We start from the raw sequence: 16,863 nt of genomic DNA, 5'->3' as shown, positions 1-16,863 counted from the left end.
CAACATCCGATTGGCCTGTACCAAGTTCAAAGGGCGGTTCGCTGAGCCGGCCGAGCGACGCGTCTTCGGAGGACCCGCATGGAGTCGAGCAGCCGACCCAGCAGCCGTCACCAGCAACTGACGCGTCTCGCGGAGACCGTGCTCCAGCCCGGATTCGTGGGCGCGACCGTCCCCGACTGGGTCCGCCGCAGAATCGCCGGAGGCCTCACCTCGGTCGTCCTGTTCGGCCGGAACATCGTCGACCCCGAGCAGGTCGCGCGCCTCACCGCCGACCTGCGCGCGGAGAACCGTGACCTGATCATCGCCATCGACGAGGAGGCCGGCGACGTCACCCGGCTCGAAGCCTGGACCGGCGCATCCCGGCCGGGCAATCTCGCGCTCGGCGCCGTGGACGACGTGGATCTGACCGAGTCCGTCGCCCGCGACATCGGGCGCGAACTCCACGCCGCCGGGATCTCCCTCAACTACGCGCCCAGCGCCGACGTCAACTCCAACCCCCTCAACCCGGTCATCGGCGCCCGCTCCTTCGGCGCCCGTACGGACGTCGTCTCCCGGCACACCGCCGCCTGGGTCCGCGGGCTCCAGTCGGCCGGGGTCGCCGCCTGCGCCAAGCACTTCCCGGGCCACGGCGACACCTCCGTCGACTCCCACCACGGGCTTCCGCGGGTGACGGCGAGCGCCGAGGAGATCGCCGCCACCGCGCTGCCGCCGTTCGTCGCCGCGATGGAGGCGGGCGTGCGCGTGGTGATGACCGCGCACCTGCTCGCGCCCGCGTACGACGCCGAGCTGCCGGCCACCCTGAGCCCCCGCATCCTCGTCGACCTGCTCCGCGGCGAGCTGGGCTTCGACGGACTGGTGGTGACGGACGGCATCGAGATGCGCGCGGTCACCGCGCGCTACGGGATCGACGGGGCCACCGTACGGGCGGTCACGGGCGGGGCGGACGCGGTGTGCGTCGGCGGCGAGCACGCCGGTGAGGCGACGTTCGACGAGCTCACCGACGCCCTGGTGCGGGCCGTGCTCGACGGGACGCTCCCGGAGGCGCGGATCAACGAAGCGGCGGCGCGGGTCGCCGAGTTCGCCGCCTGGTCGGGCAGCCGTATGCGGGCCGTGGCCACCGACGACGCCGCGTCCGACATCGGCCTCGTCGCCGCCCGGCGCGCGCTGCGCGTGTCGACCGAGCGGGGCCGGGACTCGGTGCTGCCACTCGTCGGCGCGCCGCACGTGGTGGAGCTGTCGCCGACGATGAATCTGGCCGTCGACGGGCAGACCCCCTGGGGCGTGGCCGCTCCGCTGAGCGATCTGCTGCCCGGCACCACATCCGTACGGCTGACGGAGGCCGATCTGCTGGGCGCCGGTGACCCGGCGGAGCCGGGCGACCTGGCGGCGGCCGGTGATCTGCTGGACCGCAAGGTGCTGGACCCGGCGACCGAGCGTTCGCTGGTCGTCGTGGTGCGTGACGCGGCGCGGCACGGCTGGATGTCGGCGGCGATGGCGCGGCTGCTGGGGAGCCGGCCCGACGCGGTGGTCGTGGAGATGGGCGTACCGAACGGCGCGGCGCCCGGCGCCGTGCACCTGGTCACCCATGGCGCGACCCGGGTCTCGGGGGTGGCGGCGGCCGAGTTCCTCGCGGGACGCCGCTGAGCCCCGGTGGCGTCGGGAGCCTTCCGGCCCCCGACGCCCTTGCTCGGACCGCTGGTTGACGCTCAGATGACTACTTGTCCGGGTCCGTCACTACGTTGTCGTACGGCTGCGTGATCACTTCCAGGTAGTGACCCGCCGGGTCGAGGAAATACACCCCGCGCCCGCCGTGGTTGTGGTTGATCTCGCCGGGGAGCTTTCCGTGCGGATCGCCGAAGAAGTCGACTCCGGCGTCCTTGATCCGCCCGAAGATCCCGTCGAAATCCTCCTCGGGAACGAGGAACGCGTAATGCTGCGGGGTGATCGACTCCTTACCGACGGTCGCGAAGTCGAGAGTGACGCCGTTACCGGTGTCGACCGGAACGAAGGGGCCCCATTCGGTGCCGATCTCCAGATCCAGGATGTGCGCCAGGAATTCGGCGGAAGCCCGGTTGTCACGGGCGTGAACGATCGTGTGATTCAACTCTACTGACACAGTGGAATGCCTCCAGAGGCATCTCACGGGAACCTCCACGCCTCACCCGGCCGGTGACCGACGCGCGATGCCCACCGCCGAGCGTAATTGCCCCGGGGCGGGTTGTGAAAGTCCCGCCCGGTCCAAGGTGCTTGGCACGGGCGCCCGTCGCGCCGTCTTCGGTCACCCACGTACGTCCCGTCCCTTACGAGGGCGATCCCGGAGGTGCGACCGCACGCGGTAACGGGCCCCGCTCACTTGGCGTCCGAATAGCGCTCCACCGTCGCCGTCGTGAAGGGAAACCGCACCGGCGTCTCCCCGAAGGCGATCCGGCCCGCCAGCTCACCGGCCTCGCGGATCGCCACCGCCACGTCCGCCGCCTCCTCCCGCGGGCAGTGCACGATCACCTCGTCGTGCTGGAAGAACACCAGCTCCGCCCGCATGCCGGCGGTCGCGCTCCGCAGCGCCGCCAGCATCAGCAGCGCCCAGTCCGCCGCGCTGCCCTGCACCACGAAGTTCCGCGTGAACCGCCCCCGCGCGCGGGCGTTCGTCGACGCGTACCCCGGTGTGAACTCGCCGTCGCCGGAAGGCACTTCGTCGGACTCCTGCGGGATCCCCGCCTCGCCGCCGTCCTGCGAACCGGCCGCCGGCGGACTCGTCCGGCCCAGCCATGTCCGTACGAGCCTGCCCTCCTCGCCCGCCCGTGCCGCGTCGTCGACATACTCCACGGCCCGGGGGAACCGTCTTCGCAGCGCCGCCAGATTCTTCAGGCCGTCGCCGGACGTCTGGCCGTAGACCGCGCCCAGCAGCGCGAGCTTCGCCTGCGCGCGATCGCCGGAGAACGCCCGGTCCGACAGCACCTTGTACAGATCGTCGTCGTGCCCGGCGACCTCCATCAGCCCCCGGTCCCGGGAGATCGCCGCCAGCACCCGCGGCTCCATCTGGTCGGCGTCGGCCACCACCAGCCGCCACCCCTCGTCGGCGACGACCGCTCCCCGTATGACCCGCGGGATCTGCAACGCGCCGCCGCCGTTGGTCGTCCAGCGGCCCGAGACCGTACCGCCCGGCAGATACTCCGGCCGGAAGCGGCCGTCCCGCACCCAGTCCTGGAGCCAGCTCCAGCCGTGCGCCGTCCAGATGCGGTACAGCTTCTTGTACTCGATCAGCGGTGCGACCGCCGGATGGTCGATCTCCTCCAGCTCCCACCGCCGCGTCGACCTCACCTGGAAACCGGCCCGGGTGAACGCCTTCACCACGTCGGCCGGCAGATCGGGCCGTACGCGCCGCCCGAACGCCTCCGAGACCTGATCGGCCAGCTCGGCCAGCCGCCGGGGCTCGCCCCCGCCCGCGTACCGCTCACCCAGCAGCTCGTCCAGCAGCGCACGGTGCACGTCCGCCCGCCACGGCAGCCCCGCGCCGTGCATCTCGGCGGCCACCAGCATCCCCGCCGACTCCGAGGCCGTCAGCAGCCGCATCCGGTCCGGATGCTCCGCCGCCCCGTGCCTCCGCTGCTGCTCCGCGTAGACCTCCAGCAGCGCGTCGAACGGCACGTCCGCCCCCGCCCTCGGCTCGAAGAGCGACGACTGCGAACCCGGTTCGGCGGCTCGCTGCGGCGGATCGGGCGGTACGGGCCCGTGTCGCAGCCGCGCCCAGGCGGCCGCCGCCGACCGGGGCTCCCCGAGCCGCCCCTCGTGGCCGAGCAGCAGCAGCTCCGCCGCCTCGATGTCGTAACACCGCTCCACCCGGACCCCGGCGGCCAGCAGCCGGGGCAGCAGCTCCGCGCTGGACCGCCACACCCACCGCGTCACCTCCGGCAGCCGTGCCCGGACGGCCTCGACGAGATCGGGCTCGCGCAGCACGGGACCGGCCGGGCGCGCGTCCGCGCCCAGCGGCGCGAGCCACGCGCCGCCGCCCTCCGCCGGGGCCAGAGCCCACCGCCCGATCATGCGTCCGAGTCTCCCAGCCGGGTCTGACAACGGGCCGGTGCGAACCGACCCGGGCGGAACATTCGAGAGGCGGACAGGGCTCCGGACAGAGACCATCGACATGACTCATACGTCATGAAACTTGATGAACCGTGTCGGCATCGCCCAGGAGGCGGCGAGGAGCGCCCCGCGGCGCCGACGGGTTCGTACTTACGGAGGCTGACATGCGGGCGATCGTTTTCAACGAGTTCGGCGGTCCTGAGGTGCTTCAGCTCACGGACATCGACCAACCGGAACCAGGGCCCGGCCAGATCCGCGCGTCCGTACGGGCGGCGGCGGTCAACCCGGCCGATGTGAAGATCCGCAATGGCTGGATGGCGGAGGTCTTCCCTACGGAATTCCCCGCGGTCCCCGGCAGCGAGTTCTCGGGAGTCGTGGACGCGGTCGGCGACGGTGTCATCGGACTCTCCGTAGGAGACGAGGTCCTCGGCTGGTCCGTGGGCGGTGCGTACGCGCAGTACACGCTGGCCTCCGTCGTCGTGCCCAAGCCGGCCGGCCTGAGCTGGGACGTGGCGGCCGCCATCCCCGTCGCCGGCGAGACCGCCCGGCGCGTGCTGGACGACCTCGCCGTCAAGGAGGGCGACACCCTCCTCGTCCACGGCGCGGCCGGATCGGTCGGGTCCATGGCGGTACAGCTCGCGGCGGCGCGCGGCGCGACGGTCATCGGCACCGCCTCACCCGCGAACCACGACTACCTCCGGCTGCTCGGCGCCACCCCGGTGACGTACGGCGACGGTCTGGTCGAGCGCGTCCGCACCGCCGCCCCCCAGGGCGTGGACGCCGTCTTCGACACGGCGGGCAAGGGCGTGCTGCCGGAGTCGATCACCCTGCGCGGCGGCACGACCGAGCGCGTCATCACGATCGCCGACCCGACGGCCCCGGAGCACGGGGTGCCGTTCTCCTCGGGCGGCTCCACCCACGAGGAGAGCCGCGCCGGCCTCACCGAGCAGGCCCGCCAGGCGACGGACGGCACCCTGCGCGTCCTGGTGGCGCGGACGTACCCCCTGGCCGACGCGGCCCAGGCCCAGTCGGCGAGCGAATCGGGCCACACACGCGGCAAGCTGATCATCAAGCCGTGAGCTGACGGGCGCCCTCAGGGGAGGTCGCCCCCGATGAGGTCGCCCGGCCTACTTCAGTTCGCGAATCACCCGCGCCGGATTGCCGACCGCCAGGACCCCGGCCGGCAGGTCCCTCGTCACCACGGATCCCGCGCCGACCACCGTGTTCTCGCCGATCGTCACGCCCGGACAGACGATGACGCCGCCGCCGAGCCAGACGTTGTCGCCGATGGTCACGGGCGACGCCCGCTCCCACCCCGCCCGGCGGCGCTCGGTGTCGAGCTCGTGGGTCGGCGTGAGCAACTGCACGTTCGGGCCTATCTGGACGTCGGAGCCGACGCTGATCGGCGCGGGATCGAGGAAGACCGCGCCGAAGTTGATGAACGTACGGGCGCCGATGCTGATGTACGTGCCGAAGTCGCAGTTGAACGGGGGCCGGATCCGTACACCCTCACCCACGGAACCCAGCAGCTCGCCCAGTATCCGCTCGCGTCCCTCCGCGTCGGGCAGCCCGCGCCCGTCCGTCCCGTTGTACGCGGAGCACAGGTCCGCCCGCCGCCGGGACTCCGCCGCCAGCTCCTCGTCGTCGGGCAGATACCACTCGCCCGCCAGCATCAGTTTCTTGTTCCCGCCCATGCGTGTCCGTGTCCTCTCGTCGCGAGTTCCACCACGGTAGGTCGGCGAGCCGGATCGTGTACCGGAACCCGCTCACCTGTGGACAGAGCGGTGATCGTGCAGGTAGTGCAGTAGTTCGATATGCACAGCCTGTGGATAAGTCGTCTTCTGGGACCATGGATGCGGCCCGTCCCCACGACGGCGAGGGGCCGGTCGATCAAGGGACGAGGAGAGAAGGCTCCATGCCAGGTCCAGGTACGCCGGGCGCGTCAGGCGCGGTCGACCGGGCGTTCGCCGCCGCGCTCTACGCGGACCCGGAGGCGGACGGCGGCCGGGGCCTGGACACCGGCGCGTCGCTGCTCGCCGCCGATCCGGCGGCCGACGCCGAACTGCGACGACGGGGCGAGCGGTTCTTGCGCCGGGCCTGGGAGCGCGGCTGGCAGCCCGCCGACGTCGTACGGCTTGTCCGCCGCGACCTCGACGAGACGCACGTGCGTCTCGTCGCCGAGCTGATCGCCACGGAGGCGGTCCGGTACGCACGGGTCGCCCCGCGCTGGCACGCCCAGCTCGCTGACATCGCGGCGGACCTGGAAGCCGACCGCAAGGCCGGGACCGCGCCCCGGTCCGCCGACCGCTTCTCGTACGCGACCACCGCACTGGAGCTGTACCGGCTCCTTCTCGGGCTCCCGGCGATCGAGGCCGTGGGGCCGGTCCCGGGCACGCCCGTCCACCTCCCGGCCGCCGACGGCGAACCGCGCATGCTCACCCGGATCCGCGCCCTGCTCGCCAAGGCGGAGGGCACCGACTTCCCCGAGGAGGCCGAGGCCCTGAGCGCCAAGGCGCAGGAGCTGATGGCTCGGCACAGCATCGACGAGGCGCTGCTCGCCGACCGCGCGCACCGCGGCGACGTGCCGGGCGCCTGCCGGATCGGGGTGGACGCGCCGTACGAGACGGCGAAGGCGATCCTGCTCGACGCCGTGGCGTCCGCCAACCGCTGCCGTTCGGTATGGAGCAGCGCTTTCGGCTTCTCCACCGTGGTCGGTTTTGAGCCGGATTTGGAGGTGGTCGAGCTGCTGCACACGTCGCTGCTCGTGCAGGGGACGGCCGCGATGACCCGCGCGGAGGCGGCTCAGCGCGCGTCGGGCCGCAAGCGGACGAAGACCTTCCGGCAGTCGTTCCTCATGGCGTACGCCCACCGGATCGGCGAGCGGCTCGCGGCCGCCGCGGAGCAGGTCACAGCAGACGCCGCGGGTGCCGAAACCGCCGGTACGGACACCGGTGGCCGCGCTCTGACGGCCGGCGGGGGAGGGCGGTTGCTGCCCGTCCTGGCGGCACGGGAGGTGGCGGTCGCCGACCGCGCGGAGCGGATGTTCCCCGAGACCGTACGGACGAGGGTGCGCGGCGTGACCGACGGCGAAGGATGGGCGCACGGCACGGCGGCGGCGGACCGGGCCCGGGTGACCGGCTCAGGCCGGACGTGACCTCCTCATTATGAGGGCGCCGGGTTCACGTGAACCGACGCCCTCAAGAGGAGAAAGCGGTATCCGTCACGGCACCGGAATATCGGTCGGCAGCCCTTCGGGCAGTTCACCCGGTTCTGTCTTGGCGAGGCTGTCCTTCGCGCCGCCCTCCCACGAAAGCACCAGCTTCTTCCCGTCGTTGGAGTCGATCGACCCCATCGTGCGTTCGGTGTTTCCGTCGGCGCACTTCAGCGAGAGCATCGGCTCGCCGCCCATGTCCTGGACATCGCCCTGGCAGATGTGCTCGCCGGCGATGAGAGCCGCCTGGCCTTCCTTGACGGACAGCGCGACAGCCTTGCCCTCCGTCATTCCGGCCCAGGTGCCTTCGAGGCCGTCGGCGGTTCCGCCGGTGGCCGGGGTGGATTCGTCGGCACCGGCGGCCGGCTCGCTCGTGGCCGGCGCGCTGGAGGCCTTGTCCTTGGCGGAGTCGTCACCGCCGTCGCTGTCGCCACAGCCGGTGAGGGTGAGCGCGACCACGAGTCCCGCCGCCGCGACGCTGGATCGTACGATCTTGTGCACGTGTAAGTCCCCCTTCAGTTCTCACGACCGCGCCAAGCTACCAGGACGGCATCAAGACAGATCTGGGCCGACGAGTTCCGGACGAGTCCGTGAAACCGTGGCACCGAAAGGGCTTTCCGTTCGTCTCAATGAATGAGGCAAAGGTTCGGGAGTCTGTAGTCAAGGGAACACCCCGCGTGCACGTGCATCTGCTCATGCATTGGCATGTGAACACAGCTATGATCCGAGCTAGTTGACACCTGCACCATGCAACTCGGGGAGCGTCCTGTGCACCACGCGTACAACGGCATGGCGGCCACCGAGCTTCACGGAGTCGTCTGGCAGAAGAGCAGGCACAGCAATTCGCAGGGCTCCTGCGTCGAGTTCGCCAAACTGCCCGGGGGGTCGGTGGCGGTCCGGAATTCACGCCACCCCGAAGGACCCGCCCTCGTGTACACCCGGGCCGAGATCGTGGCCATGCTGGCGGGTGTGAAGGACGGGGAATTCGATCATCTGACGGCCTGAGACCGAGCTCTCAGGCCATGGGCGGCCGGTTGCCCGCCGTCAACCGCACGTCGTCAAGCGCCCGCTGTCGACCCGCTCGCCGTCAACCGCCCGTGCTCCGACACCCGTCCTCATTCGGTCGGCAGCCGGAACAGCGCCCAGACCACCTTGCCGTGCAGTGAGCCGGCGAGCGGATGCCAGCCCCATGTATCGCTGAACGACTCCACCAGGAACAGCCCTCTGCCGGACTCCGCGGCGAAGTCCTCGTCCGACTCGCGCGCGGTGGGGCCCGCGTAACTGGGATCGCGCACCGCGCACACCAGCCGGGTCGTCCAGCGCATCAAATGCAGCCGTACGGGCGGTTCCTGGGCCTCGCGCGGTGTGTCCGAGGGGAGGGCATGCCGCAGCGCGTTGGTGACGAGTTCGGACACGACCAGCGCGACATCGTCGAAACGGTCGTCAAGTTCCCACTGGCAGAGTGTCGTCCGGGTGAACTGTCGTGCCCCGCGTACCGCTTCGTAGCGGGCCGGGAGCGCGCATGACGCCGAGGTGGAGACGGCTGCGGGATCGATCGGCGGAAGCCCCTGCCTTAACGGCTCGAGCACGGTCGATCCATTCGTCCCCATGCGAGGCACTCCCCGGGATTCGCGGCCGTAGCGATACTGCGGTGGTACAGCGTCACAACACGTCAAACACGAACGAGCACGCAGGTGCGGCGAGGACCATGGTTCCCAATGCGTAGAGCAGATGCAAGGGCAGATGCACGTGCACGTGCCCGACTTAGCCCAGGATGTGGTGTTCCGGTTTATTTCTTCTCCCGACCACTTTCTCCCTCTTCCCAAAGCCTTCTCATTTCTGTAATCGAATGAGTACGGGGTGATGCGTTTGATGGCACAATCCGGCTCTCAGGGTTCGGGGGTGCTCCGGGGTTGTCGTGGGAGAAATAGTGGGAGATGGACCGTATGGGGAGGGTAGGAGACGTGACCGCAGTCGAACCGGGCGGATCCGTGGTGCGGCGCATACTGCTGGGCTCGCAGCTGAGGCGCCTGCGTGAGTCGCGCGGCATCACTCGTGAAGCGGCCGGCTACTCGATCCGTGCGTCGGAGTCCAAGATCAGCCGTATGGAGTTGGGGCGGGTGAGTTTCAAGTCCAGGGACATCGAGGACCTGTTGACGCTCTACGGAGTCGCCGACGAGATGGAGCGAGGGTCCCTGATCGGTCTCGCCCGCGAGGCCAACGTCGCCGGCTGGTGGCAGAGCTTCGGCGACGTGCTGCCCGGCTGGTTCCAGACGTACATCGGACTCGAAGGCGCCGCCTCGCTGATCCGGATCTACGAAGTCCAGTTCGTCCACGGCCTGCTGCAGACCGAGGCGTACGCGAACGCCGTCGTCAAGCGTGGCATGCCGAACGCACCCCAGGCCGAGATCGACCGCCGCGTCGCGCTGCGCCAGGAGCGCCAGAAGGTGCTCGTCTCCGAGCGCGCCCCGCGCTTCCACGCGGTGCTGGACGAGGCCGCGCTGCGCCGCCCGTACGGCGACCGGTCGGTGATGCGTGGTCAGTTGTCCCATCTCATCGAGATCTCCGAGCATCCGACGGTCACGCTCCAGGTGATGCCCTTCAGCTTCGGCGGGCACGCGGGCGAGAGCGGCGCCTTCACGATGCTGCGCTTCCCCGAGTCCGACCTCTCGGATCTCGTCTACCTGGAACAGCTCACCAGTGCGCTGTATCTCGACAAGCAGGAGGAAGTCACCCAGTACGAGCGGGTGATGACGCGGCTGCACGAGGACAGCCTCGGCCCGGCCGAGAGCCGTGACCTGCTGAGAGGTCTGCTGCAACTCTCCTGAACAATCCGTGGTCGACCGAAGCCGAAGCCGAAGTCGACTTTGCGTGACCGTGAATGACAGAAGATGACTGGGAATGACCGCAATCGACCGAAGCCGGGGGGCCATACGGTTATCGGCGCCTATCGGCACCGGCGTTCTCGAAGGGCCTTCACTCTGATGCCGCGTAAGTATGATGACGTGACATCAGTTTTCCGGTTCTGAGGTTAGGGATCATATGTCCTTCTTCGCCGAACTCGACCAGCAGTACATCGACGGCGAGTGGCGGCCCGGCAGTGGCTCGTGGGACATCATCGATTTCAATCCCTACAACGGCGAGAAGCTGGCGTCCATCGCGGTGGCGACGGCCGACGAGGTGGACCAGGCGTACCGGGCCGCCGAGCGCGCACAGGTCGGCTGGGCCGAGACCAACCCCTACGCCAGGCGGCGCGTCTTCGAGAGCGTCCTGCGCATCGTCGAGGACCGCGAGGAGGACATCACCGAGGCGATCATCGCCGAACTCGGTGGCACGCGCCTCAAGGCCGCGTTCGAGCTGCGTCTCGCCAAGGAACTCCTGCGCGAGGCCGTCCAGCTCACGCTGCGCCCCGAAGGCCGGATACTGCCCTCCCCGGTGGACGGCACGGAGAACCGGGTCCACCGCGGGCCCGTCGGCGTGATCGGTGTCATCAGCCCCTTCAACTTCCCCTTCCTGCTGTCCCTCAAGTCGGTCGCACCGGCACTGGCGCTCGGCAACGCCGTCGTACTGAAGCCGCACCAGAACACCCCGATCTGCGGCGGTTCCCTGGTGGCGAAGGTGTTCGAGGACGCGGGCCTGCCGGCCGGGCTGCTGAACGTCGTCATCACCGACATCGCCGAGATCGACGACGCGCTGATCGAGCACCCGATACCGAAGGTCATCTCCTTCACCGGTTCCGACCGGGTCGGGCAGCACGTCGCCGTCGTCTGCGCCAAGAACTTCAAGCGCTCCGTGCTCGATCTCGGCGGGAACAGCGCGCTGGTCGTCCTCGCGGACGCCGATGTCGACTACGCGGTCAACGCGGCGGTCTTCAGCCGCTACGCGTACCAGGGTCCCGTCTGCATGGCGGCGAACCGCATCCTCCTGGACCGCACGGTCCAGGCGGAGTTCACCGAGAAGTTCGTCGCCAAGGTCAGGACGCTGACCGTCGGCGACCCGTCCGACCCGAAGACGGTCATCGGCCCGCTCATCAGCTCGCAGCAGGCCGACATCGTCGCGGCGCAGGTCGAGGAGACCGTGGAGGCGGGTGCGACCGCGCTGGTGCGCGGCAGGGTCGACGGCAATCTCGTCTCGCCGACCGTGCTGACCGGCATCGCCGCCGACTCGCCCGTCCTGGCCCAGGAGATACTCGGCCCGGTCGCGATCCTGCTGCCGTTCGACAGCGTGGACGAGGCGGTCAGGATCGCCAACGACACACGGTGCGGGCTGAGCGCCTCCATCCACACCGGCGATGTCGAGCGTGGCGTGCGCGTCGCGCGGCGGATCAACACCGGCATGATCCACATCAACGACGGCACGGGCCACGACGAGCCGATCGTTCCGTTCGGCGGCGAGAAGCACTCCGGCGCGGAGTGGCTGAACGCGGAGTCGATGGTCGACGCCTTCACCACCCAGAAGTGGATCTCCGTTCAGTACGGGCGCTCGGCCTTCCCGTTCTGAGGCCCGGCCGCCGCTGCCGCGACCTAGGGCTCTTGGTGCCGTAGCGACTCCAGCAGCTCCGCGGCCCGTTTCATGTCGTCACCCACCACCGCGCGCTGCTCCTCCGTCAGTTCGACGGCACCGGCCCGGCCGAGGAAGCCGCCGGCCTCCTCGATGTCGTTCAGACGCTCCGCGACGTCGCCGCGCAGGACGAGCAGCCGGTAGAGCTGTACGGGGGTCGGCGGTGCGCTGTCGGCCGCCTCGGCCTCCTTGAGGGCATGGTCGAGGACCTTCACGGCGGCCCCCAGATCCTCTTTCGAGTCGGCGAAGGCCAGCGCCAGGTGCAGGGCGCGCGCGTACGGCTCCTTGGGAGGCGGCTGGTGGTGCCCGTCGCTCCCGGGATCGTTCGGCTGCCCGATCCGGATGCTGTTGCCGGCCGGGTCCGTCATGAGGAACTGGCGCACGCCGTACGACATGTCCTTGACCGGACCGATCCGGGGCAGCCCGCGGGTCGGGATCCTCCCGTAGGCGGCCTTGAGCCCGGCACGGAAGGCGGTGTGCATCCCCTCGACGTCGTCGGTCAGTACGTAACAACCGCTGAACGACTCGGTGGGCTCGTACTTCTTCATCCCGAAGAACTGCAACTCCACGTCGCCGCGCTCGACGACCGCGTACGCGTAAGGGCTCTTCTGTATGAAGGTGATCTCGAAGCCGAGTGCTGTGTAGAAATCGACTACCGGTTGGATGGTCTGACATGGGAGGAGCGGGATGGTCTTCTCTGTCATGTCGAGTAGTCTAGTCAAAGTTGAATAGAAAGGTATGGCGATGTCAGCGATCCGGCTGCTGGTGCTCGGGGCGGTGCGCCAGCACGGCCGCGCGCACGGCTATCAGATCCGCAACGACCTGGAGTTCTGGGGCGCGCACGAATGGTCGAACGCCAAGCCCGGCTCGATCTATCACGCGCTGAAGCAGATGGCGAAGCAGGGCGAGCTGCTCGCGCACGAGGTCGCGCCGAGCACGGCCGGCGGCCCGCCGCGCACGGAGTACGAGCTGACGGAGGCCGGGGTCGCGGAGTACTTCCGGCTGCTGCGGGAGTCGTTGGTCGCCTACGACCAGAAGATGGACGTGCTGTCGGCCGGTGTCGGCTTCATCGTCGACCTGCCGCGGGCCGAGGCGGTCGAACTTCTGAAGGAGCGGGTGCGGGCGATCGAGACCTGGCGGGCGTCCGTGACCGAGCACTACGTGCCCGAGGACGGCCCGGAGCAGCTGGGGCACATCGGCGAGATCATGAACCTCTGGATCAGTCAGGCCGACTCCGGGGCCGAGTGGACGCGCGAGTTCATCAAGCGCATCGAGGCCGGCGCGCATGTCTTCTCGGGTGAGGGTGACCCCTTCGTGGGCGTGCTCGCCGAGGGCGAGGAGAACCCGTACGCGACGGGTGTCCCCGCCGAGGGTGACGACGACTGAGGGTGACCGGTGTCGTGCCTCGGCCTCCCTGGTCGAGAACCTCTCTAATCAAGTTTGACCAATCCTCGTCCCCGGTCTACCTTTCAGAGTGTAGTCAAGTTTGACTACGCGGTGGAAGGGCTGGAGGCGAAGGCATTGACTCACGCGACGGACGCGATCGTCATGGAAGGCGTACGCAAGCGGTACGGCGAGAAGTCCGCGCTCGACGGGCTCGATCTGGTGGTGGCGCGCGGCACCGTGCACGGGATGCTCGGGCCGAACGGCGCGGGCAAGACGACGGCCGTACGGGTGCTGGCCACGCTTCTGCGGCACGACGAGGGCGTCGTGCGGGTGGCGGGGCACGACATCCGTACGGAGGCGCGGGAAGTACGCCGGCGGATCGGGCTGCTCGGACAGCACGCGGCGGTGGACGAGGAACTGAGCGGGCGGCAGAACCTCGACATGTTCGGGCGGCTCTACCACCTGGGCGCGCGGCGGGCGGCGGCGCGCGCCGACGAACTGCTGGAGCGCTTCGGACTCGTCGACACCGGACGCAAGTCGATCAAGCAGTACAGCGGGGGCATGCGGCGCCGCCTCGACCTGGCGGCCTCGCTGATCACCGATCCGGCGGTGCTCTTCCTGGACGAGCCGACGACCGGACTCGACCCGCGCGGACGGGCCGAGGTGTGGGCCTCGGTGCGCTCACTGGTCGGCGGAGGCACGACCGTACTGCTGACCACGCAGTACCTGGACGAGGCCGACCAGTTGGCGGACCGGATCTCGGTCGTCGACAGCGGGCGCGTGATCGCCGAGGGGACCGCGGACCAGCTGAAGGCGAAGGTCGGCGGCGACCGGATCGACGTCGTCGTCCGCGACGCGCGACAGCTGGCCTCGGCGGCACGGCTGTTCGGTGACGAGGCGACGGTGGACGAGGACCGCCGGCTGGTCGGCGTCCCCGCGCCGGACCGGATGGCGGCGCTGACCAGGGCCGTACAGGCGCTGGAGGCGGCCGGGATCGAGGCGGAGGACGTCGTGGTGCGCAGGCCGACGCTGGACGAGGTCTTCCTGCAGCTGACGCACCGTACGAAGGAGGCCGTATGAGTACGACGAACGCGACCGTGTTGATCGACAGCTGGACGATGACGCGGCGCGAACTGGCCCACTGGCAGCGACAGCCGGTCCAGGTCGTCATCGGGCTGATCTTCCCGGTGATGCTGCTGCTGATGTTCGGCTATCTGATGGGGGCGGGGCGCGGCATCGAGGGCGAGTACATCAGCTTTCTCGTCCCCGGGATGCTCGCGCTGACCATGGTCTTCGGGCTTGAGGCCACGATGCTGGCCGTCACCCAGGATCTGGGCAAGGGAGTCATCGACCGGTTCCGCTCGATGCCCATGGCGCCGTCGGCGGTGCTGGTGGGCCGGAGCGTCGCGGACATGTTCCAGTCGGCGCTGAGCCTGGTGGTGATGATCGGGGTCGGGTTCGCTCTCGGCTGGCGCTGGGACGGCGGAGTCGCGGCACTGCTGGGGGCCGTGGGGCTGCTGCTTCTACTGCGGTTCGCGATGCTGTGGCTCGGGATCCATCTGGCGATGCTGGCCGGCAAGCCGGAGCTGGTGACGGCGGTGCAGATACTGGTCTGGCCGATCGGCTTCTTCTCCAACGCGTTCGCGACGCCGCAGTCCATGCCGGACTGGCTGGGGGCCGCGGTCGAGTGGAACCCGCTGTCGGCGACGGCGGCCGCGGTACGTGATCTGGCGGGCGTTCCCGGGCAGTTGAGCGGGTCATGGGCGGCGGAGCACACGTATCTGCTGGCGGTGGCGTGGCCGGTGGTGCTGATCGCGCTGTTCTTCCCGCTCGCGGTACGGCGGTTCCGCAGGCTGAGCCACTGATTACTCGGCGGCGGGCTGGTGGTCGGCGGCCGGTGCCGGTCCGTCGCCGGGTGGAACCTTCCCGGGGTTCGCGGTGTATCAGAGGCAGAACCGCATGCGGCGCGACGTGCTCCGCGGACCTCGGGGGGAATCCATGCGCACGATCTTCACGGCCTGGCGCCGGTCAATGGTGGAAAGCCGTGGCCTTCGACTCGTCCCGGCCCAAGGGCTCGGGCTGGAGCCGCAGTTCCGGCAGCAGCAGCCGCAGATCGGCGAGCAGCAGCGCGGAGAGGTCGGCCGAGAATCCGTTGCGGCACACCACGCGCAGGACGGACAGATCCTCGCGGTTGGCCGGGAAGGTGTAGGCGGGCATGAGCCAGCCGTGCTCCCGCAGCCGTCGCGAGACGTCGAAGACGTCGAAGTTGGTCACATGCGGGGCGGTGGTGAAGGCGAAGACGGGCAGTTGGTCGCCGCGGGTGAGCAGCCGGAATTCGTCGATCTCCCCGATCTTCTGCGCGAGCGCGCAGGCCACGTCCCGCGTGGTCTGCTGGACGGCGCGGAATCCGTCCCTGCCGAGCCGCAGGAATGTGTAGTACTGGGCGACGACTTGCGCGCCTGGCCGCGAGAAGTTCAGCGCGAAGGTGGGCATCTCGCCGCCCAGGTAGTTGACGCGGAAGACCAGTTCCTCGGGCAGTTCGGCCGACGTGCGCCACAGCGCCCAGCCGACGCCGGGGTAGACCAGGCCGTATTTGTGCCCGGAGGTGTTGATCGAGGAGACGCGCGGGAGGCGGAAGTCCCAGACGAGGTCCTCGTCGAGGAAGGGCGCGATCATCGCGCCGGAGGCTCCGTCGACATGGACGGGGATGTCCAGCCCCCTGCGCTCCTGGAGGGCGTCGAGGGCCGCGCAGAGCTCGGCGACGGGTTCGTACGAGCCGTCGAAGGTGGAGCCGAGGACGGCCACGACGCCGATCGTGTTCTCGTCGCAGAGATCGGCGGCGGCCCGCGGGTCGAGATGGAAGCGGTCGCCCTCCATGGGAAGGAGGCGGGGCTCGACCTCCCAGAAGTTGCAGAACTTCTCCCAGCAGACCTGGACGTTGATTCCCATCACGAGATTGGGCCGGGCGCTGCCCGGATAGCGGTCCCGGTTCCTGGCCATCCAGCGGCGCTTGAGCGCGAGCCCGGCGAGCATGCAGGCCTCGCTGGAGCCGGTGGTGGAGCAGCCGACGGCGGCGGACGGGTCGGGGGCGTTCCAGAGGTCGGCGAGCATCACGACACACCGCCGCTCCAGCTCGGCCGTCCGGGGGTACTCGTCCTTGTCGATCATGTTCTTGTCCCGGCATTCCCCCATCAGCACCCCGGCCTGCTTCTCCATCCAGGTGGTGACGAAGGTCGCCAGGTTGAGCCGGGAGTTGCCGTCCAGCATCAGCTCGTCATGGACCAGTTGGTAGGCCGTGGACGGAGGCATGGGGCCGTCCGGGAGCCGGTGCTTGGGCGGGGCGGACGACATCCCGCCGACCGGGTCGGCCTCCCCGAAGAAGGGGTTGAGCGACAGCCGGCGACGCTCGGTCTGATCGTCCGCCAGGCCGTCCGCCTTGCCCTCGGACTTCTCCGTGCCGCTTCGCAGTGCCATCGGTTTCCCTGTCTCCCGTGGTCTCTCGCGCCGGCCGCCGAGGCCGGTCCCGCTGGCGCGAGTGGATTCGCTGGTGGCCGGGCATCGGCGGCCGAGACGTCAGGCGCGACGATACGGATAAAACGGGCAGTCGGCTCGCCGGGAGTCCGTTC

Annotated in this window: 16 protein-coding genes; 9 read left to right on the top strand and 7 right to left on the bottom strand. The window is 69.8% G+C overall.

The features are described 5' to 3' along the window. The first annotated feature begins 78 nt into the window (after positions 1-78). Positions 79-1,644 carry a glycoside hydrolase family 3 protein gene (locus tag IEY79_RS19640; protein ID WP_189108835.1) on the top strand — a complete coding sequence of 522 codons (1,566 nt, stop codon included), beginning with the start codon at positions 79-81 and terminating at the stop codon, positions 1,642-1,644. A gap of 70 nt (positions 1,645-1,714) precedes the next feature. Here the strand turns inward: IEY79_RS19640 and IEY79_RS19635 are convergent, their stop codons facing one another. Both IEY79_RS19635 and IEY79_RS19630 read right to left on the bottom strand, forming a co-directional pair. Beyond that, entirely contained in the window at positions 1,715-2,116 is a 402-nt protein-coding gene (locus tag IEY79_RS19635; RefSeq protein WP_189108834.1) for a VOC family protein, read from the bottom strand. Between the two features lie 233 nt (positions 2,117-2,349). After that, entirely contained in the window at positions 2,350-4,041 is a 1,692-nt protein-coding gene (locus IEY79_RS19630) for a bifunctional 3'-5' exonuclease/DNA polymerase (protein WP_189108833.1), read from the bottom strand. A 203-nt stretch (positions 4,042-4,244) separates the two neighbouring features. Here IEY79_RS19630 and IEY79_RS19625 point away from each other — a divergent pair, with 203 nt between their 5' ends. After that, the gene (locus tag IEY79_RS19625) at positions 4,245-5,159 is read left to right on the top strand and encodes an NADP-dependent oxidoreductase (protein WP_189108832.1); all 915 of its coding nucleotides are present in this window, start codon (positions 4,245-4,247) and stop codon (positions 5,157-5,159) included. Between the two features lie 48 nt (positions 5,160-5,207). On the opposite strand, the gene IEY79_RS19620 is transcribed toward IEY79_RS19625, so the two are convergent. Continuing rightward, entirely contained in the window at positions 5,208-5,774 is a 567-nt protein-coding gene (locus IEY79_RS19620; protein ID WP_189108831.1) for a sugar O-acetyltransferase, read from the bottom strand. A gap of 221 nt (positions 5,775-5,995) precedes the next feature. On the opposite strand from IEY79_RS19620, the gene IEY79_RS19615 reads away from it, so the two are divergent. Then, positions 5,996-7,234: a DUF2786 domain-containing protein gene (locus IEY79_RS19615; protein WP_189108830.1), complete on the top strand. Its 1,239-nt coding sequence runs from the start codon at positions 5,996-5,998 to the stop codon at positions 7,232-7,234. 66 nt (positions 7,235-7,300) lie between these two features. On the opposite strand, the gene IEY79_RS19610 is transcribed toward IEY79_RS19615, so the two are convergent. Further along, positions 7,301-7,792, bottom strand: coding sequence for a hypothetical protein (locus IEY79_RS19610; protein ID WP_189108829.1), 492 nt, complete (start codon positions 7,790-7,792; stop codon positions 7,301-7,303). 267 nt (positions 7,793-8,059) lie between these two features. Here IEY79_RS19610 and IEY79_RS19605 point away from each other — a divergent pair, with 267 nt between their 5' ends. Further along, a complete protein-coding gene (locus IEY79_RS19605; protein WP_189108945.1) occupies positions 8,060-8,296 on the top strand; it encodes a DUF397 domain-containing protein in 237 nt (78 codons plus the stop codon). Between the two features lie 110 nt (positions 8,297-8,406). Here the strand turns inward: IEY79_RS19605 and IEY79_RS19600 are convergent, their stop codons facing one another. Next, a complete protein-coding gene (locus tag IEY79_RS19600) occupies positions 8,407-8,901 on the bottom strand; it encodes an ATP-binding protein (protein ID WP_189108828.1) in 495 nt (164 codons plus the stop codon). Between the two features lie 336 nt (positions 8,902-9,237). Between IEY79_RS19600 and IEY79_RS19595 the strand changes: the two genes are divergently transcribed. Together IEY79_RS19595 and IEY79_RS19590 are read left to right on the top strand one after the other, a co-directional pair. Next, complete coding sequence (locus tag IEY79_RS19595) at positions 9,238-10,119, top strand: Sco1979 family transcriptional regulator (RefSeq protein ID WP_189108827.1); 882 nt, start codon at positions 9,238-9,240, stop codon at positions 10,117-10,119. A 214-nt stretch (positions 10,120-10,333) separates the two neighbouring features. Continuing rightward, the gene (locus IEY79_RS19590; protein WP_189108826.1) at positions 10,334-11,791 is read left to right on the top strand and encodes an aldehyde dehydrogenase family protein; all 1,458 of its coding nucleotides are present in this window, start codon (positions 10,334-10,336) and stop codon (positions 11,789-11,791) included. Positions 11,792-11,814: 23 nt separating this feature from the next. Here IEY79_RS19590 and IEY79_RS19585 read toward each other — a convergent pair whose 3' ends face one another. Next, on the bottom strand, positions 11,815-12,555 hold the full coding sequence (locus IEY79_RS19585; RefSeq protein WP_189108825.1) for a bleomycin resistance protein: 741 nt from the start codon (positions 12,553-12,555) through the stop codon (positions 11,815-11,817). A gap of 40 nt (positions 12,556-12,595) precedes the next feature. Between IEY79_RS19585 and IEY79_RS19580 the strand changes: the two genes are divergently transcribed. From IEY79_RS19580 to IEY79_RS19570, 3 genes are all read left to right on the top strand, one after another. Further along, the gene (locus tag IEY79_RS19580; protein WP_189108824.1) at positions 12,596-13,237 is read left to right on the top strand and encodes a PadR family transcriptional regulator; all 642 of its coding nucleotides are present in this window, start codon (positions 12,596-12,598) and stop codon (positions 13,235-13,237) included. 162 nt (positions 13,238-13,399) lie between these two features. Further along, positions 13,400-14,317: an ATP-binding cassette domain-containing protein gene (locus IEY79_RS19575; protein WP_189108944.1), complete on the top strand. Its 918-nt coding sequence runs from the start codon at positions 13,400-13,402 to the stop codon at positions 14,315-14,317. Further along, positions 14,314-15,102, top strand: coding sequence for an ABC transporter permease (locus tag IEY79_RS19570; RefSeq protein WP_189108823.1), 789 nt, complete (start codon positions 14,314-14,316; stop codon positions 15,100-15,102). The genes IEY79_RS19575 and IEY79_RS19570 overlap by 4 nt, the downstream gene beginning before the upstream one ends. A gap of 163 nt (positions 15,103-15,265) precedes the next feature. Here the strand turns inward: IEY79_RS19570 and gad are convergent, their stop codons facing one another. Continuing rightward, positions 15,266-16,711 carry a glutamate decarboxylase gene (gene gad, locus IEY79_RS19565; protein ID WP_189108822.1) on the bottom strand — a complete coding sequence of 482 codons (1,446 nt, stop codon included), beginning with the start codon at positions 16,709-16,711 and terminating at the stop codon, positions 15,266-15,268. Positions 16,712-16,863: the final 152 nt, after the last annotated feature.

Source organism: Streptomyces camponoticapitis, assembly GCF_014646115.1.
In the GTDB taxonomy this organism is placed as follows: domain Bacteria; phylum Actinomycetota; class Actinomycetes; order Streptomycetales; family Streptomycetaceae; genus Streptomyces; species Streptomyces camponoticapitis.
Note: the sequence above shows the minus strand (reverse complement) of the source record. Positions and strands in the feature narration are given on the sequence as shown.